Source organism: Streptomyces sp. NPDC093064 (assembly GCF_044754605.1).
In the GTDB taxonomy this organism is placed as follows: Bacteria; Actinomycetota; Actinomycetes; order Streptomycetales; family Streptomycetaceae; genus Streptomyces.
The window spans coordinates 1-19,192 of the sequence record NZ_JBIVPK010000042.1; the positions used below are offsets into that span (position 1 = coordinate 1).

Annotated in this window: 18 protein-coding genes and 1 pseudogene; 9 read left to right on the forward strand and 10 right to left on the reverse strand. The window is 71.0% G+C overall.

What is annotated here, in order from left to right; all coding sequences use genetic code 11:
- The coding region (locus ACIQFZ_RS33140; RefSeq protein WP_358909748.1) for a DNA-directed RNA polymerase subunit alpha C-terminal domain-containing protein at positions 1 to 308 on the forward strand (308 nt) is incomplete at its 5' end.
- Positions 309 to 485: 177 nt separating this feature from the next.
- On the opposite strand, the gene ACIQFZ_RS33145 is transcribed toward ACIQFZ_RS33140, so the two are convergent.
- The gene (locus ACIQFZ_RS33145) at positions 486 to 1,889 is read right to left on the reverse strand and encodes a hypothetical protein (protein ID WP_365419027.1); all 1,404 of its coding nucleotides are present in this window, start codon (positions 1,887 to 1,889) and stop codon (positions 486 to 488) included.
- A 925-nt stretch (positions 1,890 to 2,814) separates the two neighbouring features.
- Between ACIQFZ_RS33145 and ACIQFZ_RS33150 the strand changes: the two genes are divergently transcribed.
- Positions 2,815 to 3,030, forward strand: a complete 216-nt coding sequence (locus tag ACIQFZ_RS33150) for a hypothetical protein (RefSeq protein WP_402692962.1) — start codon at positions 2,815 to 2,817, stop codon at positions 3,028 to 3,030.
- A gap of 128 nt (positions 3,031 to 3,158) precedes the next feature.
- A pseudogene (locus ACIQFZ_RS33155) lies at positions 3,159 to 3,368 on the forward strand (site-specific integrase); the annotation flags it as partial.
- 78 nt (positions 3,369 to 3,446) lie between these two features.
- On the opposite strand, the gene ACIQFZ_RS33160 reads toward ACIQFZ_RS33155, so the two are convergent.
- Positions 3,447 to 4,208 carry a phosphoglyceromutase gene (locus ACIQFZ_RS33160; RefSeq protein ID WP_365419032.1) on the reverse strand — a complete coding sequence of 254 codons (762 nt, stop codon included), beginning with the start codon at positions 4,206 to 4,208 and terminating at the stop codon, positions 3,447 to 3,449.
- 199 nt (positions 4,209 to 4,407) lie between these two features.
- Between ACIQFZ_RS33160 and ACIQFZ_RS33165 the strand changes: the two genes are divergently transcribed.
- Positions 4,408 to 5,670, forward strand: coding sequence for an MFS transporter (locus ACIQFZ_RS33165; protein WP_365776264.1), 1,263 nt, complete (start codon positions 4,408 to 4,410; stop codon positions 5,668 to 5,670).
- Positions 5,671 to 5,692: 22 nt separating this feature from the next.
- Here the strand turns inward: ACIQFZ_RS33165 and ACIQFZ_RS33170 are convergent, their stop codons facing one another.
- On the reverse strand, positions 5,693 to 6,172 hold the full coding sequence (locus ACIQFZ_RS33170) for a DUF2000 family protein (RefSeq protein ID WP_376653329.1): 480 nt from the start codon (positions 6,170 to 6,172) through the stop codon (positions 5,693 to 5,695).
- Here ACIQFZ_RS33170 and ACIQFZ_RS33175 point away from each other — a divergent pair.
- The gene (locus ACIQFZ_RS33175) at positions 6,171 to 6,986 is read left to right on the forward strand and encodes an AraC family transcriptional regulator (RefSeq protein WP_365419041.1); all 816 of its coding nucleotides are present in this window, start codon (positions 6,171 to 6,173) and stop codon (positions 6,984 to 6,986) included. The two genes, ACIQFZ_RS33170 and ACIQFZ_RS33175, sit on opposite strands and share 2 nt — an antisense overlap.
- 30 nt (positions 6,987 to 7,016) lie before the next feature.
- Here the strand turns inward: ACIQFZ_RS33175 and ACIQFZ_RS33180 are convergent, their stop codons facing one another.
- Together ACIQFZ_RS33180 and mshA are read right to left on the reverse strand one after the other, a co-directional pair.
- The gene (locus tag ACIQFZ_RS33180; RefSeq protein ID WP_365419043.1) at positions 7,017 to 7,535 is read right to left on the reverse strand and encodes a YbjN domain-containing protein; all 519 of its coding nucleotides are present in this window, start codon (positions 7,533 to 7,535) and stop codon (positions 7,017 to 7,019) included.
- Positions 7,528 to 8,865 carry a D-inositol-3-phosphate glycosyltransferase gene (gene mshA, locus ACIQFZ_RS33185; RefSeq protein WP_365776265.1) on the reverse strand — a complete coding sequence of 446 codons (1,338 nt, stop codon included), beginning with the start codon at positions 8,863 to 8,865 and terminating at the stop codon, positions 7,528 to 7,530. Before mshA ends, ACIQFZ_RS33180 begins: the two co-directional genes overlap by 8 nt.
- A gap of 478 nt (positions 8,866 to 9,343) precedes the next feature.
- Between mshA and ACIQFZ_RS33190 the strand changes: the two genes are divergently transcribed.
- The 3 genes from ACIQFZ_RS33190 to ACIQFZ_RS33200 all read left to right on the forward strand — a co-directional run bounded on the left by ACIQFZ_RS33190 (position 9,344) and on the right by ACIQFZ_RS33200 (position 13,037).
- Entirely contained in the window at positions 9,344 to 10,129 is a 786-nt protein-coding gene (locus ACIQFZ_RS33190) for a class I SAM-dependent methyltransferase (RefSeq protein ID WP_365419048.1), read from the forward strand.
- 198 nt (positions 10,130 to 10,327) lie between these two features.
- Positions 10,328 to 11,428 (forward strand): NlpC/P60 family protein, encoded by a 1,101-nt coding sequence (locus ACIQFZ_RS33195; RefSeq protein ID WP_402692963.1) that lies wholly within the window; start codon positions 10,328 to 10,330, stop codon positions 11,426 to 11,428.
- A 280-nt stretch (positions 11,429 to 11,708) separates the two neighbouring features.
- Entirely contained in the window at positions 11,709 to 13,037 is a 1,329-nt protein-coding gene (locus ACIQFZ_RS33200) for a fused response regulator/phosphatase (RefSeq protein ID WP_365419053.1), read from the forward strand.
- Between the two features lie 29 nt (positions 13,038 to 13,066).
- On the opposite strand, the gene ACIQFZ_RS33205 is transcribed toward ACIQFZ_RS33200, so the two are convergent.
- The 3 genes from ACIQFZ_RS33205 to ACIQFZ_RS33215 all read right to left on the reverse strand — a co-directional run bounded on the left by ACIQFZ_RS33205 (position 13,067) and on the right by ACIQFZ_RS33215 (position 14,949).
- The gene (locus tag ACIQFZ_RS33205) at positions 13,067 to 13,411 is read right to left on the reverse strand and encodes a DUF2516 family protein (protein WP_361420471.1); all 345 of its coding nucleotides are present in this window, start codon (positions 13,409 to 13,411) and stop codon (positions 13,067 to 13,069) included.
- A 168-nt stretch (positions 13,412 to 13,579) separates the two neighbouring features.
- The gene (locus ACIQFZ_RS33210; RefSeq protein ID WP_365776284.1) at positions 13,580 to 14,257 is read right to left on the reverse strand and encodes a hypothetical protein; all 678 of its coding nucleotides are present in this window, start codon (positions 14,255 to 14,257) and stop codon (positions 13,580 to 13,582) included.
- A gap of 104 nt (positions 14,258 to 14,361) precedes the next feature.
- Positions 14,362 to 14,949: a helix-turn-helix transcriptional regulator gene (locus ACIQFZ_RS33215; protein ID WP_365419055.1), complete on the reverse strand. Its 588-nt coding sequence runs from the start codon at positions 14,947 to 14,949 to the stop codon at positions 14,362 to 14,364.
- Positions 14,950 to 15,112: 163 nt separating this feature from the next.
- On the opposite strand from ACIQFZ_RS33215, the gene ACIQFZ_RS33220 reads away from it, so the two are divergent.
- Positions 15,113 to 15,736 (forward strand): histidine phosphatase family protein, encoded by a 624-nt coding sequence (locus tag ACIQFZ_RS33220; protein WP_402692964.1) that lies wholly within the window; start codon positions 15,113 to 15,115, stop codon positions 15,734 to 15,736.
- Between the two features lie 73 nt (positions 15,737 to 15,809).
- Here ACIQFZ_RS33220 and ACIQFZ_RS33225 read toward each other — a convergent pair whose 3' ends face one another.
- Entirely contained in the window at positions 15,810 to 17,993 is a 2,184-nt protein-coding gene (locus ACIQFZ_RS33225) for a phosphotransferase family protein (protein ID WP_402692965.1), read from the reverse strand.
- 260 nt (positions 17,994 to 18,253) lie between these two features.
- On the reverse strand, positions 18,254 to 19,126 hold the full coding sequence (locus ACIQFZ_RS33230) for a winged helix-turn-helix domain-containing protein (protein WP_365419063.1): 873 nt from the start codon (positions 19,124 to 19,126) through the stop codon (positions 18,254 to 18,256).
- Between the last annotated feature and the right edge of the window lie 66 nt (positions 19,127 to 19,192).

A 19,192-nucleotide genomic window follows, 5' to 3' on the forward strand; every position in this document is an offset into this window, starting at 1 on the left:
CCCCGACGGACGCCGCCCTGGCCGCCGACCTGGCGCTGCCGATCGAGGAGCTGGAGCTCACGGTCCGCTCCTACAACTGCCTCAAGCGTGAGGGCGTCCACTCGGTGGGTGAGCTCCTGGCGCGCTCCGAGGCCGACCTGCTGGACATCCGCAACTTCGGTGCGAAGTCCATCGACGAGGTCAAGGCGAAGCTGGCCGGCCTGGGCCTGGCCCTGAAGGACAGCCCGCCCGGATTCGACCCGACCGCCGCTGCCTTCGACGCGGACGACAACGGGAACACGGGTTTCGTGGAGACCGAGCAGTACTGAACGCTGCGCCGGGCCTCTTGCCTTCCGGCCCCCCGGGTGCGGCCGAGAACGCCGCCTGACGCGCTGCACCCCGGGGCACAACACAGCCCCAGCACAGCAACAGGCCCCCTGCCCGCGGAGAGCCCGCGGGCAGGGGGCCTGACGCGCGAAGGCTACTTCTGCCTGGTTCGGGCTCGGTCACATTGCCGGGCCTGGCTCCTGCTCGCCGGATGGAGTTCCGGGCTTGAGGATGACGGAGGTGTAGTGGTTGGCGAAGAAGTACGAATAGGACAGGGCTTCGTCGATGTTGCCGAACTGGTTGCTCATCATGGACATCAGCGCTGTCGTGCGGGTGCCGTCGCCGGCGTAGGCGGTGAACTGCTGGTTGGGTGGCAACCCAGTGGCTCCGATGGTGACTTCGTTGATGCCTGGGAGTGCCCGGATCAAGGCCGTGCCCTGGCCGGAGCTACCGGAGACGCGCAGGGGGAGGTTCTGCGTGCGCATGCCCAGACCCTGCCGGCCCAGATTGTCTGTGCTGGTGGCCGGAGTGCTGCGCGCCACGTACACCAGCGCCATGGGCGACTGGCCGATGTGAAGGGTCTTGATCACCGAGTTCGTGTGCGTGTCGATGACGTCGACCGCGTCGGAGTTCTGCAGGGCGACGTAGACCCTGGTGTTGTCAGGGCTCGGCCAGATGCCGTGCGGACCGTGGCCGTTGTTGTGGATGGTCTTCACCAGCGTGGGCGGCGCCCCGGTACGCGATCGGCGGTAGACCAAGGTCTGGTTCAGTCCGCCCACGGTCTGGTAGGCGTAGTCGACGCCGCCGACCGTGACGAAGTTGGGGTGGTTGGTGCGTGGCCCCGTCTTCAGCACCGCCTCCACACGGTAGGTGCGTGCGTTGAGCACAGCGGTGGTCCGGCCGTTGGTGGGCATGCCGAGCCAGATCTCCCGGCCGTCGGGTGAGACGGCCTCGTCGGAGGACCCGCCCGCCTCCGCGGGGATCTGCACACGCTTGATGATCCGGCGGGAGGCCACATCGATCACGTCCAGCCTCGGGGCGCGCAGGTGGTTGACGTAGGCGAGTTTGCCGTCGGGGCTGAAGACCACCTTCGATGGCCCGTCCTCGGTGTGGATCCGGTCGACCTCCTTGCCGGCCCGCCAGTCGATCACCGAGATGTAGTCCTGGCCGCGCACCGCCACCCACAGCCGCGTGCCGTCCGGCGAGAAGAACCCCTCATGCGGCGCCCGGCCGACGTACACGGTGCTCACCACTTTGTTGGTTGCGGTGTCAATGACATGGACGGCGTTGGTGGTCACATCGATCACGTTGAGCCACTTGCCGTCCCGGGAGAAGCCCAGGCCGTGCACGTCGATTTCTCCGTCGTACATGGCCCCCAGCACGTCTGCGCCGGGGCTCAAGCGCGGCTTGCCCAGAGCGATCGTGCCCAGCACCGTGTTCGTCGCCGGATTGATGACACTCACCGTGTTGGAGGCCTGGTCGGCGGTGTACACCCGGTCGTTCCCCGAGATCGGCTGCGCCCCGGGCAGCGCCGGAGGCTGGATCAGCGTGCCATGCGCTGAGGGGCTGGCGTTCGACCTCACAGAGTCCTGCGTCCCAGGCGTCGCGCAAGCGGCGACTGACGCGTACGCGACCATCACCACGAACGCGCGGGCCAAGCCGGGTTTTATCCCCATGTCCACTCCTAGTGGTGACGTCGCCGACGGATAACCCGCGTCGCAAGCCGCCACCGGCGCTTGGCTCGTGGGGACTGCGCCGCGTGGCGTGAGAGGTTGCGGCAGGCACTGGTCGCTGCGTTCATCAAAGGCCGCCGGCGAGAGCGACGCCTGTCATCGGGGCGCCGAGGTCACCTCTTCCGAACGATGGTCACGCTTTCCCGAACACATGACCGATGGGGCCTGGCGCCGGTCGCCTGAATCATCGTCGAGCCATAAGGAATCTAACGGACACTTTCGACATGCTCACTTCGGCCAAAGGTTTTCACTCGGACGGCCCGTATACCGGCGAACGGCGGACAAGTGCACGGCCGTGCAGACTTCGTGCGGTACGAGCGGCCTACGGCCGCGCGTCCTTCAGGCGCCTACCCTCGTCCGGCATACGCCGCGTCGGCGAAGTACGGCCAGCATCGTCCGACGGCATTTGGGGGCCGCCGCCCCGCCCAAATGCCATCTGTCGCCCTGAGGGCCGTTCGCTCCTCGGATCGGTCTACTGGCTAGTGGCTAGGGCGGGTGCTCTTCTTACTTGCATAGGGCGCCTGTACCTGCCCCGGGGACGCCCGCTCCTGGACTGCTGCCCTGCGGGCCTTCCAAGGGGCAGGCGGCAGACGTGGGCAAGTGCCGGTTAAGGGAAAATAACGTCCGCAGCGCCCGCCGAGGATCGCTCGCCCCCTCTGACCTGCACTTTTCCTGCGAACGCCACCCGAATGGCGCAACATGACGCGCCACCCACATGGGTGAGGATCAAGCTGATTAGTGCCCCAACCGAGGCAATCCGTGAAAGGGGAACCGAATGCGCATTCGACGAATCCTCGCCGCCGCCATCGCCACGGCAGCCCTCGCCGGACTCGGCCTCACAGGCGCCGCCACCGCCACCGCCGCCACCGCAAAGGGTGCGCCATCCTACGTCACCCCTGGTCAGTGCGAGGAGGGCGGCGGAACGCCCCGGATCGACTTGCCGGGCAACCCCTGCAAGGGCGGTAAGTACGACGGGCAGACGGTCGACTAACCCCCACAAGGCGCCCCGCTAAACCCCACAAGGCGCCCCGCAGCCACGCGCCGCGGGGCGCTCCCGCGCGAGCGTAGCCGGGAGAGTCGCAGGGACCGTGCCGACCCGTCGGGCACGCCAGGTCCGAGTCGGCGCGGAAGCACGGCATGCACGCCTTGCGGCACTTCTACGCGTCCGTCCTTCTGGACTCCGGAGAGAGCATCAAGGCCCTCGCGGAGTACCTCGCACTCCGATCCGGGGCTGACGCTGAAGGTGTAGGGCACGTCATGCCAAGCAGCCGGGAGCGGGCCCGGAAGGCTCTCGGGCAGGCTCTCCGCCCGCAAGATCACACGGGCTGAGGTTCCAGGGAGGTCCCAGACCGTGAAAATGCCCCTGATCCGCACCGAAGGCGCAGATCAGGGGCATGATCATGAAAGCTACTTCTTCTTGCCCTGGTTCTTGACCGCCTCGATGGCGGCTGCCGCCGCGTCCGGGTCGAGGTACTTGCCGCCCGGGGTGACGGGGCGGAAGTCGGCGTCGAGTTCGTAGGAGAGGGGGATGCCGGTGGGGATGTTGAGGCCCGCGATGTCGTCGTCCGAGATCTGGTCGAGGTGCTTGACCAGGGCGCGCAGGCTGTTGCCGTGGGCGGCGACCAGGACCGTGCGGCCGGACAGGAGGTCGGGGACGACCGAGTCGAACCAGTACGGGAGCATGCGGACGACGACGTCCTTCAGGCACTCCGTCTGCGGGCGCAGCTCCGGCGGGAGGGCCGCGTAGCGCGGGTCGGAGAACTGGGAGTACTCGGCGTCACGGTCCAGCGGCGGCGGCGGGGTGTCGTAGGAGCGGCGCCACAGCATGAACTGCTCCTCGCCGAACTCCTGAAGGGTCTGGGCCTTGTCCTTGCCCTGGAGAGCACCGTAGTGGCGCTCGTTCAGGCGCCAGGAGCGGTGGACCGGGATCCAGTGGCGGTCGGCGGCCTCCAGCGCGAGCTGGGCCGTGCGGATCGCGCGCTTCTGGACGGAGGTGTGGACCACGTCGGGCAGCAGGCCGGCGTCCTTCAGCAGCTCACCGCCGCGGACGGCCTCCTTCTCGCCCTTCTCGTTGAGGTTGACGTCCACCCAGCCGGTGAACAGGTTCTTCGCGTTCCACTCGCTCTCGCCGTGGCGGAGCAGGATCAGCTTGTACGGTGCGTCGGCCATGCCTCAGAGCGTAATCCACGCATTCGGCCCCCCTGCCCCGGCGCCCGGCAGGCGGACAGCGGGCGGACAGCGGGCGGACGGCCACCCCGCGACGGTGGCCGACAGTTGACGGCTTCTGCTAATTCAGTGGTCCCGCGCGACCCCCTCCTCGTAAGTTGTGCTCGCTACTTAAGCCGCTTACATCCCCGGGGGGTCGTCCATGTCCGTCGCCAGTCTCAGACGTGCCGCCCGCGAGACCGTCTCCGGGCTCCCCCGTGAGTTCTGGTGGCTGTGGACCAGCACCCTCGTCAACCGGCTCGGCGCCTTCGTCGCCACGTTCATGGCGCTGTACCTGACCCTCGGCCGCGGCTACTCCGCCTCGTACGCCGGTCTGGTCGCCGCGCTGCACGGGCTCGGCGGGGTCGTCTCCTCGCTCGCCGGGGGCGTGATGGCCGACCGGCTCGGCCGGCGGCCGACCCTGCTCGTCGCCCAGGCCTCCACCGCCGTGTCCGTCGCGGCGCTCGGTTTCGTCCAGGATCCCATCGCCATCGCCGCCGTCGCCTTCCTGGTCGGCATGACCAGCAACGCCTCCCGGCCCGCCGTGCAGGCGATGATGGCCGACATCGTGCGGCCCGAGGACCGGGTCCGCGCCTTCTCCCTCAACTACTGGGCGATCAACCTCGGCTTCGCCGTCTCCTCCATGGCGGCCGGCTTCATCGCCGAGTACAGCTATCTCGCCGGCTTCCTGATCGAGGCCGCGATGACGATGGCCTGCGCGATCGTCGTCTTCCTGAAGGTGCCCGAGTCCCGGCCGGACCCGGACGCGCACGTGAGCCACGAGGGCGGCGGCGCCGTCCGGCTGTGGACCGTCCTGCGGGACGGGCGGTTCATGGGCGTCGTCGGGGCGTCGTTCCTGATCGCCGTCGTCTTCCAGCAGGGGGCGGTCGGGCTGCCGGTCGCCATGGGCCGGGCCGGGTTCACGCCCGCCGACTACGGCATGGCCATCGCCGTCAACGGAGTCCTGATCGTCGCCCTGCAGATCCCGGTCACCCGTTTCATCGAGCACCGGGACCCCGGGCGGCTGCTGATCGTCTCCTCCCTGCTCGCCGGGTACGGCTTCGGGCTCACGGCGTTCGCCGGATCGGTCGGCGTGTTCGCGCTCACGGTGTGCGTGTGGACCCTCGGCGAGATGATCAACGCGCCCACCCAGACCGGGCTGGTCGTCCGGCTCTCCCCGGTGCACGGGCGCGGGCGCTACCAGGGCGTCTACACCCTGTCCTGGTCGGTGGCCGCGCTGGTCGCGCCCCTGATGTCCGGTGCCGTCATCGACCGGCTCGGCGCCGAGTGGCTGTGGGGCATGTGCGCGGCCGTCGGCACGGCCGCCGCCCTCGGCTACTGGGCCCTGATGCGCCGCCTGCCGAAGGCCGAGCCGACCACCGTGGAGTCCCGCACCGAGCCTCGTACCGAGGTCGGCACCGCGTGAGGCAAGCAACCGTGCCAGGTGCCTACGGGTGCATCCGCGCGCCCTTCAGCACCTTGTCCACCGCGTTGCGCGGGCCGTAGACCGCGAGCCCCACGAGGTCCAGCTCGCCGGTCGGCACGGCCCGGACCGCGGCCCGGTTGTCGCGGTCGTTGCCCGTGGTGAACAGGTCGGAGGTGAAGACGGCGCGCGGCAGGGACCGGGACAGGACCCGCCCGTGCGCCGCGGTCAGCGTCTCCTTGGTGCCCTGGAAGACCAGCACCGGCTGGCGGAACATCGGCAGGTACGGCACCTCGTCGGCGTCCTCGTACAGTTCCCCGATGACCTCAGGGACCGTCGTGCCGAGGCCGCTGACCAGGAACGCGGTGACGTTCAGGCGCTGCCAGGGCTCCAGGTCCTCGCGCAGCAGGACGGCGATCTTGGTGTCGAAGCGGATGGGCTGCTCGTCGTTCATGGGACGAGACTCCCGAACGCCGTACCGCGCCGTCTTGTACGTTCTTTGCATGGCCCCGCAGCGGAACGTCTCCGCCTGGCGCCCGCGCGTCCCGGGCGTCGTGGAGGTGTTCCACGCGCACTTCACGGAGTACGCCTATCCGATGCATGTGCACGAGGCGTGGACACTGCTGATCGTGGACGACGGCGCCGTACGGTACGACCTGGACCGGCACGAGCACGGCACCCCGCACGACACCGTGTCCCTGCTGCCGCCGCACGTCCCGCACAACGGCTCGCCCGTCGACCCGGGCGGCTTCCGCAAGCGGGTGCTGTACCTGGACGCCACCCACCTCGGCGACGAGCTCATCGGGGCGGCCGTGGACGGGCCGGACCTGCGCGATCCGGTGCTGCGCCGGCGGGTCGGGCAGGTGCACACCGCGCTCGCCCTGCCCGGTGACGAGCTGGAGGCGGAGAGCCGGCTGGCGCTCATCGGCGAGCGGCTGCGCGCCCATCTGCGGCCGCGGCTCGCCGTCGGGGCCCCGCGCCGCGATCACGCCCTCGCCCGCCGGCTGCGCGAACTGCTCGACGAGCGGGTGCCGCAGGGCGTCACGCTCGACGAGGCCTCGGCTCTCGTGCAGGCCCATCCCACCCACCTGGTACGGGCGTTCAGCGGCGCGTACGGCATCGCTCCGCACCAGTACCTGATGTCCCGCCGTGTCGACCGCGCCCGCAGGCTCCTATTGGCGGGGCAGAGACCGGCCGAGGTGGCCGCCGAGACCGGCTTCTACGACCAGGCCCATCTCACCCGGCACTTCAGGAAACTCGTGGGGGTGACTCCGGGGCGGTACGGCCGCAGGACCTCGCACGGCAAGCACGGGAAGTGACGTGATCCCGCGACCGCGGCAAGGGCGGGGTCAATCAGCCGGACGCTGGGTCAGGTGCGCGAACGCCTCGAGGTTGCGGGTCGATTCGCCGCGCGAGACGCGCCAGGCGTACTCGCGGCGGATCGCCGAGGCGAAGCCGAGTTCCAGCAGGGTGTTGAAGCTGCCGTCGGCCGCCTCCAGGACCTGGCCGAGCAGCCGGTCGACCTCGTCGGCGGTCACGGCGGCCAGCGGCAGCCGGCCGGTGAGGTAGACGTCACCGAGCTGGTCGACGGCGTAACTCACGCCGTACAGCTTGAGGTTGCGCTCCAGCATCCAGCGGTGGACGGCGGACTCGTTCTCGTCGGGGTGGCGGATGACGAAGGCGTTCAGGGAGAGCGAGTGCCGGCCGACGATCATCGACAGGGTGGTCGACAGCTTGCGGGTGCCGGGTAGCTTCACGACGTAGCTGCCGGACCGCGGGCTCTCCCAGTCCAGTTCGGCGCCCTTGAGGACGTCCTCGACGACCCGCGTCGCGCGCTGCTGCTCCGCCTCACCCGTGGCGCTACCCATGGGGCGAGCGTACGCGACGCCGGTGGGCCTGCAACGCGGCCGTGTACACGTCGGCCGTGGCCGCCGCCGACGCGTCCCAGCCGAAGGACCGCGCGTGCCGGGCGGCGGCGGCGCCCATCCGGTCGGCGAGGTGCGGGTTGTCCGCGAAGCGGCGCAGCAGGTGCGCGTAGTCGGCCGGGTCGTGGCCCTGGACCAGGAATCCGGTCTCGCCCTCCCGTACGGCCACCGGCAGCCCGCCGACCGAGGCGGCGAGGACCGGGGTGCCGGTCGCCTGCGCCTCTATCGCGACCAGGCCGAAGGACTCGCTGTAGGAGGGCATGACCAGGACGGACGCGGCCCGGAACCAGTCGGCGAGCCGGTCCTGCCCGACCGGCGGGCAGAACCGTACGACGTCGGCGATGCCGAGCCGGGCGGCCAGCTTCTGCAGGCCCTCCGGCTTGGCGAGGCCGCTGCCGCTCGGGCCTCCGACGACGGGCACGACGATGCGGGAGCGCAGCTCGGGCCGCCGGTCGAGGAGGACGCCCACGGCCCTCAGCAGCACGTCGGGGGCCTTGAGCGGCTGTATACGGCCGGCGAACAGCGGGATCAGGGCGTCCTGCGGCAGGCCGAGGCGGGCGCGGGCGGCGGCGCGGCCGTCGCCGGGGCAAAAGCGGGTGAGGTTCACGCCGGGGTGCACGACGGCGACCTTGGCGGGGTCGGCGCTGTAGTGCCGTACGAGTTCGCCGGCCTCCTCGTCGGTGTTGGCGATCAGCCGGTCGGCGGCGGCGACGATCTGGGTCTCGCCGATGACGCGTGCGGCGGGCTCGGGGGTGTCGCCCTCGGCCAGGCTGGCGTTCTTGACCTTGGCCATGGTGTGCATGGCGTGCACCAGGGGGACGCCCCAGCGCTGGGCGGCGAGCCAGCCGACATGGCCGGAGAGCCAGTAGTGGGAGTGGACGAGGTCGTAGTAGCCGGGGCGGTGGCCGGCCCAGGCCTGCATCACGCCGTGCGTGAAGGCGCACAGCTGGGCGGGCAGGTCCTCCTTGGCCAGGCCCTCGTAGGGGCCGGCGTCGACGTGCCGGACGAGGACGCCCGGGGCGAGTTCGACGGCGGGCGGCAGGTCTCCCGCGGTGGCCCGGGTGAAGACCTCGACCTCGACGCCCTGGGCGGCCAGACGCTGGGCGAGTTCCACGATGTAGACGTTCATGCCGCCGGCGTCGCCCGTGCCGGGCTGGTGGAGCGGTGAGGTGTGCACGGAGAGCATGGCGACGCGCCGGGGCCGGCGGTGCAGCCGCAGCCGCGCGGGTGCCGTCGGGGAACGACGCCCGAGCCTGCTGACGTACTGGCTCACGTGGCGTTCCTCCTCGTTGCGGGCATGCCGTACGGGGGCGCCGAGCGCCCTCCAAGACCCAACGCCGGAGCACCTGACTCCATTTCCGCTACCGGCTCCTTTGCCCAATCATTACCGGCCCTCGCTCAACCGTTCGACCCCGAGACGCGTAACGCATGCGCACCGAGCGCCCGAGCACGGCGTGAACACCTACGCGCAACCAGCGCCGCGAACGCACCGCGGGTACCGCAGAGGCAGGGCGTTACGCACACACGCAACCTGACGGAACCGTCGCGTGGCACGACCCGCACACCTCGTGGCGACGCCACACGTGACGCGCCCCCGCCACCAACAGAGTTCCCGCCACCCGGGGCTCCTGCGGGGTGCGTGGTACGTCCGTGCGGTGGAGGCCCGCGGGCGCCATACCCTCGTATGCATGACATCCCGCGCAGCGACCCTCCCCCACTCTCGGCTTCGCTCGAGCGGGGGGACCCCCATCGTGGGAACGGTGACGCGCGGGACGACCAACCCCAACCGGCTCCGCCGCATGGACCGCTGGATCGCGGCCGTGCACGGCGCCGAGTTGCGCCGGGCCGCCGATCCGGTGGCCGTCGACCTCGGCTACGGCGCCGCCCCCTGGACCGCGGTCGAACTGCTGCACCGGCTGCGCACCGCAGCCCCACGCGCGCGCGTGGTGGGCGTCGAGATCGAACCGGCCCGGGTCACGGCCGCGAAGCCGTACGAGCGCGACGGGCTCGTCTTCCGGCACGGCGGCTTCGAGGTCCCCGTCCCGCAGCGCCCGCACCTCATCCGCGCGGCGAACGTGCTGCGGCAGTACGACGAGGAAGAGGTCGCCGCCGTCTGGGAGCGGCTGCGCACGCGGCTCGCCCCGGCGGACGGGCACTCGCGCGGAGGCCTGCTGGTCGAGGGCACCTGCGACGAGATCGGCCGCCGGCACGTGTGGGTGGCGCTCGGCCCGGAGGGCCCCCGCACGGTGACCTTCGCCACCCGCCTCGGCTCCCTGAACCACCCGTCCGACTTGGCCGAACGCCTCCCGAAGGCGCTCATCCACCGCAACGTCCGCGGCGAGCCGGTGCACGCCTTCCTGCGCGACTTCGACCGCGCCTGGGCGAGCGCCGCGCCGTACGCCTCCTACGGCGCGCGCCAGCGCTGGATCCGCACGGTGCGCGACCTGGCGGCCGACTGGCCGGTGACGGACGGCCCGTCGCGCTGGCGGCAGGGCGAAGTGACCATCGACTGGCAGGCGTTGGCGCCGCGCAACTGACGGGCCGCCGCGCGGTGGCCCGCGCGACCGACCGGTGGCGCCGCGCGCATCCGCCGTGACCTGCGGGGAACGATCTTTGCGGGTCGTTCGTCACACAGACGGGGAGATCGCCACACCTCTGTCGCTTTGCGCCGAGTCGTGGCACGATCACCCGAGCGTCCGCATGTTACTGACGGTTAATAAGCTGGGGGGCCGAATATGGGACGGCGCAGGCACACCGTGCTCGCGGCGGCCGTGACCGTGGTCTGCGCGGTCACGCTGCTGGGAGCGCCGGGCACCGCGTTCGCGCGCGCACTGCCGGACCCGGCCCCGTCCGCCTCCCCCGCTCCCTCGCCCTCCCCCTCCGTCACCCTCGCGCCGGACAAGGACCTCCAGGCCGTCCGCGCCAAGCTGGACAAGCTGTACCACGACGCGGCCGTCGCCACCGACGCCTACAACCTGGCCAAGGAGCAGGCGGAGAAGCAGTCCGCCGAAATCACCGACCTGAACCGGAAGATCGCGGACGAGCAGCGGAAACTGGACGGCCTGAAGGAGCGCGCCGGCGCCGCGGCTCGCGCCCAGTACCGCACGGGCGGCCTGCCGCCCGAGGTCCAGCTGATGCTGAGCAGCGACCCGCAGGTCTTCTTCGACGGCGCCGGCCGGGTGCTCCAGGGCCAGCGGGCGACCAAGGGCCTGATCGAGGAAACGGCCCGAGCCCAGCAGGACTTGAAGCTGTACGCGGACGACGCCGCCAACCGCTGGCGAAAGCTGGAGGCGGGCCGCAAGGCCAAGGCCGCGGCGAAGAAGCGGATCAAGCAGCGGATCAAGGAGGCCGAGCAACTCGAGGCCACGCTGGAGAAGCGGCAGCGCGAGCGCCTCGCCGAACTGGAGCGGCAGGCCGCCGACCAGGCGCAGTCGGCCTGGCTGGGCACCGGAATCCTCGACGAGCTCAACGGCAAGGCTTCCGCGGCGGGCAAAAAGGCGGTCGAGTTCGCCACGGCCCAGCTCGGCAAGCCGTACGAGTGGGGCGCCGAGGGCCCCCGAACGTACGACTGCTCGGGGCTCACCTCCCAGGCCTGGTCGGCGGCCGGGCACCCCGTCCCGCGCACCTCGCAGCAGCAGTGGAAGCAGCTGAAGCGCGTGGACATCAAGGACATGCGGCCCGGCGACCTGATCATCTACTTCGGTGACGCCAGCCATGTCGGGATGTACGTCGGCGACGGCACGATCGTCCACGCCCCGCGGCCGGGACGCACGGTGACGCTCGCCGGGGCGGGCACGATGCCGATCCTGGGCGTCGTACGGCCCGACACGGACTGAGACTCCGGGCCCCGGGCCGGCCCCCGGCGACCCCGGACACGTGACCGATCGCACCCCTGGCCGCCGCCAAACCCGCGGGAGACGTGACCTTCGTCATTCCGCCCCCGGCGGCGTCGTGTCCAACTCCGGTAGGGATCGCGGCATATGACAGCGGCGAAAGCCGGAGCGACGCGCCTCACACCATTCCCCCGCGGCGCCGACTACCGCTAGTGTCCCCGTCGGCGGCGCGAGGTCCCTCGTACCCGCCATGCCCTCGGGGGGAGGGAAGGAACCCAGGACAATGCCCGTGCCCGTACCGCGGCAGAGGACAGTCCCGGCCGCGGAGTGCGACCAGACGCAGACCGCGTCCCACGGCGACGGCACCTCCGCAGCACAGGCCCCGCGTAAGGAAGCAACGGTCGAGAAGGACAACCGCGCCAGCACCCAGGCCAACGGCACCCAGCTCACGCTGCTGCTGATCGAGGACGACCCGGTCGGCTCGCCGATGGTGCCCGAACTGCTCGACGCGTCCGGCAAGCCGATCCGCGTGCGCAGGGCCCGCAACCTGACCGAGGCCGAGCGGCTGCTCACCGACGACGTCCACTGCATCCTGCTGGACCTCGCCCTGCCCGCGCCCGGCCGGTCCGCGGGCGACGACGACGAGCTGGCCGTGCTCAGGCACGTGCTCGAACTCGCGCCCCGGCACGCCGTCCTCGCGCTCACCTCCTCCGGTGACGCCGAGCGCGCCGCCCAGGCGGTGCGGGTCGGCGCCCAGGACTACCTGTTCCGCGACGAGCTGGACGGGCGGCTGCTCAGCCGTGCGATCCGGTACGCGGTGGAGCGCAAGCGCTCCGACACGGCCGAGCGCAGGCTCGCCGAGGGCAGGCTGCGCGCGCAGGAGAACCGGCGTCTGGAGCGGGGCCTGCTGCCGACCCCCCTGCTGGACGGGTCCACGCTGCGCTTCGCCTCCCGCTACCGCCCCGGCCGCTCGCGCGCGCTGCTCGGCGGCGACTTCTACGACGCCGTCCGCACCCCCGACGGCACCGTGCACGCCATGATCGGCGACGTCTCCGGGCACGGCCCCGACGAAGCGGCGCTGGGCGTGGAGCTGCGTATCGCCTGGCGGGCACTGACCCTGGCGGGACTGTGCGGGGACGAGCTGCTGGGCACGCTCCAGCAGGTGCTGGAGCACGAGCGCTCCGACGACGAGATCTTCGCGACCCTGTGCGCGGTGGACATAGCGCCCGACGGGCGCCGTGCGGGACTGTGCCTGGCCGGTCATCCGTCACCGCTGGTGATCACTCCCGGCAAGCCCGCCCGGCTGCTGCCGTACGAGAACAACGGCCCCGCCCTCGGTCTGCTGCCCGGTGCCCGCTGGCCCCGGATGCAGGTGGAGCTGGGCGCCGAGTGGAGCCTGATGCTCTACACCGACGGCCTGATCGAGGGCCGGGTCGGGAATGAAGGTGAGCGGCTGGGCCAGGACGGCATGGTCGAGGTGGTCCGCCGCCAGCTCGACCAGGGTCTGCGCGGGGAGGGGCTGCTGCGGGCGACGGTGAACGAGGTGCGCGGACTCAACGGCGGCGAGCTCACCGACGACGTGGCGGTGGTCCTGCTGGACCGGGAGTCGTAGGCCACCGGGGCCGGGGGCCGGCCGGCGGCTCAGCGACCGCCGTTGTAGGGCCCGTACGGGCCGTCGCTGCTGCTGCCGCGGCGGCGCCCCCACCCGTTCCCGCCGGAGACCTGCTTGAGCGCGGGCCGTACGTCGACGATGTAGACGATGCTCGCGATGACGCCGATGATCGGCAGGAACGAGAAGATCGAGAACAGGTAGCTCACGGCGAGCGCGATACCCAGGATGATCAGCCAGAACATCTTGTTCTGCTTGTCGGCCGCGCGGAAGGCGTCCTCGCGCCGGAACGCGGCGTCGAACAGCCCGAACGCGGCCAAGGCCATCAGGACGATCTTCAAAATCCCCAGGAGCCCCTGGAAGCCCAGCATCAGCATGTTGCCCACCGCCCGTTCTCTCCCGATTCCTACGCGGCCACCGTACCCGTAGAACGGGCCGGACACCCCAAGGGTGCCCGGCCCGGGTGCCCGTCGCCCATACGGGTGAGGCGATCCGGCGTGTCGCCGCCTGCCCGGCACCGCCTGCCTGACGGGCCGGAACACCGCCTACTTGGCGGGCGGCGTGGGCTTCTTCGCCGTGAGCGGGGTCTTGCGCTCGGCCGGACCCTTCTTCGCCTGGTTCTTCTTGGCCGTGATCGGCGTGGCCCCGGTCTCGGCGGGCTCCTCCTCCTTGACCACGACCGGCTCCGCCTTCGGCTCGGGCTCGACGGCGACGGCGAGCTCCTCGACACCCCCGGCGATGTCCTCGATGCCCTCGGCGGCCTGACCGCGCCAGGTCTTCACGGCCTGCTCGCCGTGCTCGGCGACCTTCTCGTAGGTCTCGCGGGCCTTGACGGCGTACTCGGCGGCGACGCCGACGCCGCGCAGGGCGAGGTCCTGGGCGCTCTCGCCGAACTTCTTCAGGTCGGCGTCGAGGTTGGTGCCGAGCTTCTTCAGGTCGGTGTCGAGGTAGTTCAGGAAGTCGGTGACCTTGGTCTGGAGGTTCTCCTGCGTCTCCTTGACACGGACACCGGCCTCCTTGGCGCGGGCGGTGGCCCGCTCCTGGACGGCCTTCGGGTCGGTGTTGCGCACCGCGTCGATACGGGCCGGGGCCTCGGCGCGCAGCTGGTCCACCAGGGCGGGCACCTTCTTGGCCTGCTGGAGGGCCAGGTCCGCGGTGCCCGCGGCGAAGTAGAGCGGCGTGGGGTCGCTGAGGGTCTTGCGCAGGTCGTCGGTGATGGCCATGGTGATGCTTCTCCCGGATCGCATGTGGCTGAGGGTTTTGGGTTTCCGCGGTGGTCGGGCCGGGCGCCCGGCCCGTACGAGCCGTGACCGTGGGATCGCTGGGATCATTCGGCCGCCTCCCGCGGATCGGCGTCACTGCCGCCGGACGTACGGGTACGGCGCCGCCCGGCGGGGGCGGGCCGGCCACCGTCCGCCTCGGCGGCGGGGCGGACGGGTATGGAGCCGCCGTCGGCGCCGGTGCCGTCGTCCGCGGCGCGGGCGCCGTGGGCGGTGGTGCCACCGGTGTCGCCGGCGCCGCCGTCCTGGGCCGCCCGCTCACCGGAACCGTCCGTCTCGGCGGTCCCGAACCCGTTCTCCTTGCGGAAGGACTCGTAGATCTGGAGCAGCACCTGCTTCTGCCGCTCGTTCAGCGACGGGTCGGAGAGGATGACGGCGCGCGTCTCCACGTCGTCCCGGTCCCGCTCTGCGTCGAGGATCCCGGCCCGCACGTACAGCGTTTCGGCGGAGATCCGCAGCGCCTTGGCGACCTGCTGGAGCACCTCCGCGCTCGGCTTGCGCAACCCGCGCTCGATCTGGCTCAGGTACGGATTGGACACCCCGGCGGCGTCGGCGAGCTGCCGCAACGACAACTGCGCGTTGCGCCGCTGCTCGCGCAGGTACTCACCGAGATTGCCGACGTTGAGCGTTGCCATGCCTCCACCTTGCACCACCTCTGCTAACAATTGCAAGCAACCCGCTTGCAAGAGTGTGTCCCGGCGGTCGGGAACGAGGTCGCCGGGTGCGACGGAACCATGCGTGAAGGGCCTGGCGTCCTTCCGTGACACAAGATCACGGATGCCGACGGAGACCCGGGACATGACAGGCACTGCCACTCGATACCTCTACCTCGCCCGGCACGGTGAAGCGTCGGCGGACGAGACGACCCTGACGGAGAGCGGACGGCGCCAAGCCTCCCTGCTCGGTGAACGGCTCCGGAGCACCCCGCTGTCGGCGATCCACCACGGGCCGCTGCCCCGGGCGCGGCAGACGGCCCAGCTGATCAGCGCAGAGCTCGGCGATGTCCCGCTGCGTCCGTCGGAGCCGGCCGGCGACTACGTCCCCCACCTGCCGGCGAAGGAGGAACTGCCGCCGGACGCGGCCGACGCCATGCTCGGCTTCCTCGACCGGGTCCCGGAGGAGGAGCGCGGTCGCGGTCCAGCGCCGGCCCGGGAAGCACTCGCGGAATTCACAGGCCCGGTCGACGGCGATCGCCCCCGCCATGAGCTCGTCGTCACGCACAACTTCCTCATCGGCTGGCTGGTCCGAGCCGCCCTCGACGCGCCCGAGTGGCGCTGGATGGGCCTCGACCACGGCAACGCGGCACTGACGGTCATCCGCTACGCACCCGGCAGGCCGTCCTCCGTGCTCGTCCACAACGACATGCGGCACCTGCCCGCTGAACTGCGCTGGACCGGCTTCCCGCCCGAACTCCACGTCTGACCAAGGGGGCCGTTTGCGGGCCGGCACATGGTGGCCGCCGACAGACCGGATTCCCGGCCCTGTCATGGCCTCCTCAGGCCAGAGCCCGGGCAAGGTACGGGTTCGCCGTGGCGCGGACGGTCAGGCCGAGGAAGCCCGTGGCCTCCGCGAGGGTCATCGCGTAGGAGTCGACGGCTCGGCGGACGTTGGGGGCGTCCAGGCTCGCTCCGGTCACCAGGCGGTCCAGGTCCACGTAGGCGGAGCGGACGGTCTCCAGCCGCTGGTACACGCGCCAGTCCTGGCGCCAGCCGGCCGTGTACTCGGCGGGCAGGCGACGTTCCCAGCGCCTGAACATGCGTTCGCGGATCTCCGGGCGGGTCGGCGTGAGGTGCATGTGCCGGACCAGGTCGTACAGCGGGTCGCCGATCAGGGCCATCTCCCAGTCGATGACGGTGAGAGCGAGGGCGTCCTCGCGGCGTACGAGGTTCCACGGGTTCAGGTCGCCGTGCAGGAGGGACGGACGGCGGGGGCTGACCACCCAGAACCGGGAGAGGATCTGCTTGAGCCGGGAGGCGCCGGGCAGGCCGAGGAACCGGGCCAGCTGCCGCGACTCCTTGGGCAGCTTGTCCACAAGGATCACCAACTGGTCGCACAGCCAGGTGAAGAAGGCCTCCTTGCCCGCGACCGGGTCGAGTCCCCGGTAGTCCACACCGGTCAGCGCGCACAGTTGGTCGACGAGCGCGTCCGCCTCGTGCGGTCGCAGGCCATGCTCCGGATGGCTGGGCCGGCGGTCGGGGTCCTCGGGGCCGACGTACGTGTGGATGGCACAGGGCTCCCCCCGGTGGCTGCGCCCCAGGGCGAGGACCTTCGGCGCCGCCACCGGGACGCCGGACTGCTCGATGGCCCGCAGTACGGCATGCTCGCTGAGGAAGCTGGGCTCACGGCGGCAGACGTTCGCCACCTTGCGGCGCACCACCACTGGAACATCCAACTCGGGCACGCGGACCACCGAGTTGAGGTGAGTGGTGCCCTTGAGCACCCACCGTGCCGGGGCCGTCCCCTCGGCAAGCAGGGCGTGGCGGATCGCGGAGTCGGGGAAGTCGGGCCGCTCCGGAAGGCGCGGGTCCCACGACCAGGAGACCGTCTCCGCGGCCTGCCTGGCACCGCCGGTCCGCCCCGCCGTCCGGGAGGCCCGCCAGCGGAAGAGGATGCGTTCGATCTGCGCGGTGTCCGGAACGTTCCTGAGCCCGAGCGGTTCGGCGGCGGCCTCCAGCGCCCGCTGGACGGACGTCGTCGCCTCGTCCAGGCTCTTCTGGTCGGGCGCGTCCTCCAGGGCCCTCGCCGCCCGCATCACGTCCGGGTAGACGGACTGCGCCCGCTCGAAGGCGACGTAGTGCCGCAGGTCTCTGCCCAGGCCGTTGACGGAGGCGGGACGGATCCGGTTCATGGCCTCGGCCCAGGCGTCGATCACCTCGTGCCACTGGTGACCCGGATACTGCATGCGGACCAGGTGCGTCGCCAGGTCGTGCAGCGGGTCGCCGTAGGTCGCCAGCTCCCAGTCGACGCAGATGAGGGCCGGATCACCGTCGTACGACATGATCAGGTTGTCGCGGTGCAGGTCCGCGTGGAGCAGGCTGTACGGCCGCCTGGCCATGGCGGGCACGCGCGCGGCCAGTTGGATCAGGGCGTCTTCGGGGATGCCGAGGGCCGCGAACAGCCCACCGAAGTCCTGCCAATTGGCCTGCCTGATCTGCCGGTCCGCGAGCCGCGCCAGCATCTGCAGGAACGCCTGGCTGTCCTTGTCGTTGCGCGGCCACTCGGGCGGCAGCGGGGGCAGCACCTCCCTGCGGACCTGGGCCATCCGGGCGAGCAGTTCCGCCAGCGCCTTGACCAGCAGCGTGTCGACCGGCTTGCCGTTGCCGCAGACGCTGGACAGCGGAACACCCTCGACGTAGCTGTGGATCGCGAAGGAGTCCTGCTTGACCAGGCACTCCGGAACGTTGGGCAGCACGCCTCTGACGGTGTCGAGGATGTCGGCCTCGTTCTTCCAGGTCCTGATCACCACGGGCAGCACCTGGGCCCGGCGGATGCGCACGGTCACCGACGCGCCGGCCTCCCTGCCCAGCAGCCGCGCCATGCGTTCCGTCAGCGGCAGCACGTGGTTCTGGTTGTGATGGCCGCTGCTCGCCCGGCCCAGCGAGGCCGCGAGCCGCACGAACGCCCTGACGTCGCGGAGGGCGTGTTCCCCGAGAAAGGGACGGGGAGGAGGTGCGCCCACGGCCGCTCCAGTTGCTCAAGCACTCAGAAGGAAATGATGATGTGAAAAAAGGTACGCCACGCCCCATAAAGGACACGATCGGAGCGCGCCCGACGTCGGCACAACGGGTGGTGTGCCCCTGCCTGGGTCTCCGGCCTGCGTCGCACCTTCGAGGTCGCCTTGCACGCCGCCTCTTGCGTGCCATACATGCGAAGCGGAGCTGTTGCTCATGCGGTGCGCGCATGCTACAGCACAGCCATGTGGCGGCTGTGCCGTCCGCGTCATTCCGACAGCCACGCCCACACGGACTCGAACCACGACTGCATCGAGGTCACGAAGACCGACCCCGGCGAATCGGCGTTCGCGTCGCGCACGTGGTGAGTGAGGGTCGACCCGAGCCCCAGGACGTCGAGGGCCCTGATCTCCTCGCCGGTCTCGAGCACCACGGGACGTTCGATCACCTCGTACGGCCCGAAGAGGACCTCCGTGCCGTTGAGGACGTAAAGCTTGAAGGCCGGGGTCAACGGTGCATGCCGGATCTGTACGTCGACCGCGGTCACCAGTTGTTCCGTCCGCAGGTCGCGCAGCACACTGCGCAGCGAGTCCGTGTGCCGCTCCGTGATGGCGAGCAGGCGGTCGTGCAGGCGGGGGGCGTTCTCGTCGTCCATGGCCCGCGGGTAGGGCAGCGGCAGCGACGTGGCCGGCAGGAGCATGCGCAGCACGATGCTCCGGGGCTGAATGAAGCCGCCCCTGATGCGTTCCGCCTGGAGCCGGATGTGCGCGTCCAGCGACTCGGACGTCAGCGTGTAGACGTCCAGCCGCACGTCGGGCTGTTCGAACGCCTCGCTGATGAGCGGACCCAGTGTGACGCCACGGGGCGACCGGGTGGCCTTGGCCGCCGAGGACAGTATGCGCTGGTTCTTGATGACGCGGGTGCCGCTGCCCTGCCGGGACTCCGTCCAGCCCTCGTTGCTCAGTTCCCGCAGCACTCGCTGGACGGTGTCCCTGGAGACGCCGAACTCCTCCGCGAGATCGCGCTGCGAGGGCAGGAAGGAGCGCACGGGGTACGTGCCGTCCGCCATCCGGGCCCGCAACTCGTCGGACACCCGGTGGAACTCCCTGCCCCCGCCGTCGATCGCGCGTTCCTCGCCCACAACCTGACGGTACCGCCGGCAGCCCGCCAACAAACCGGCCTTTCGACCTCGCCGGCAGTCAATCCG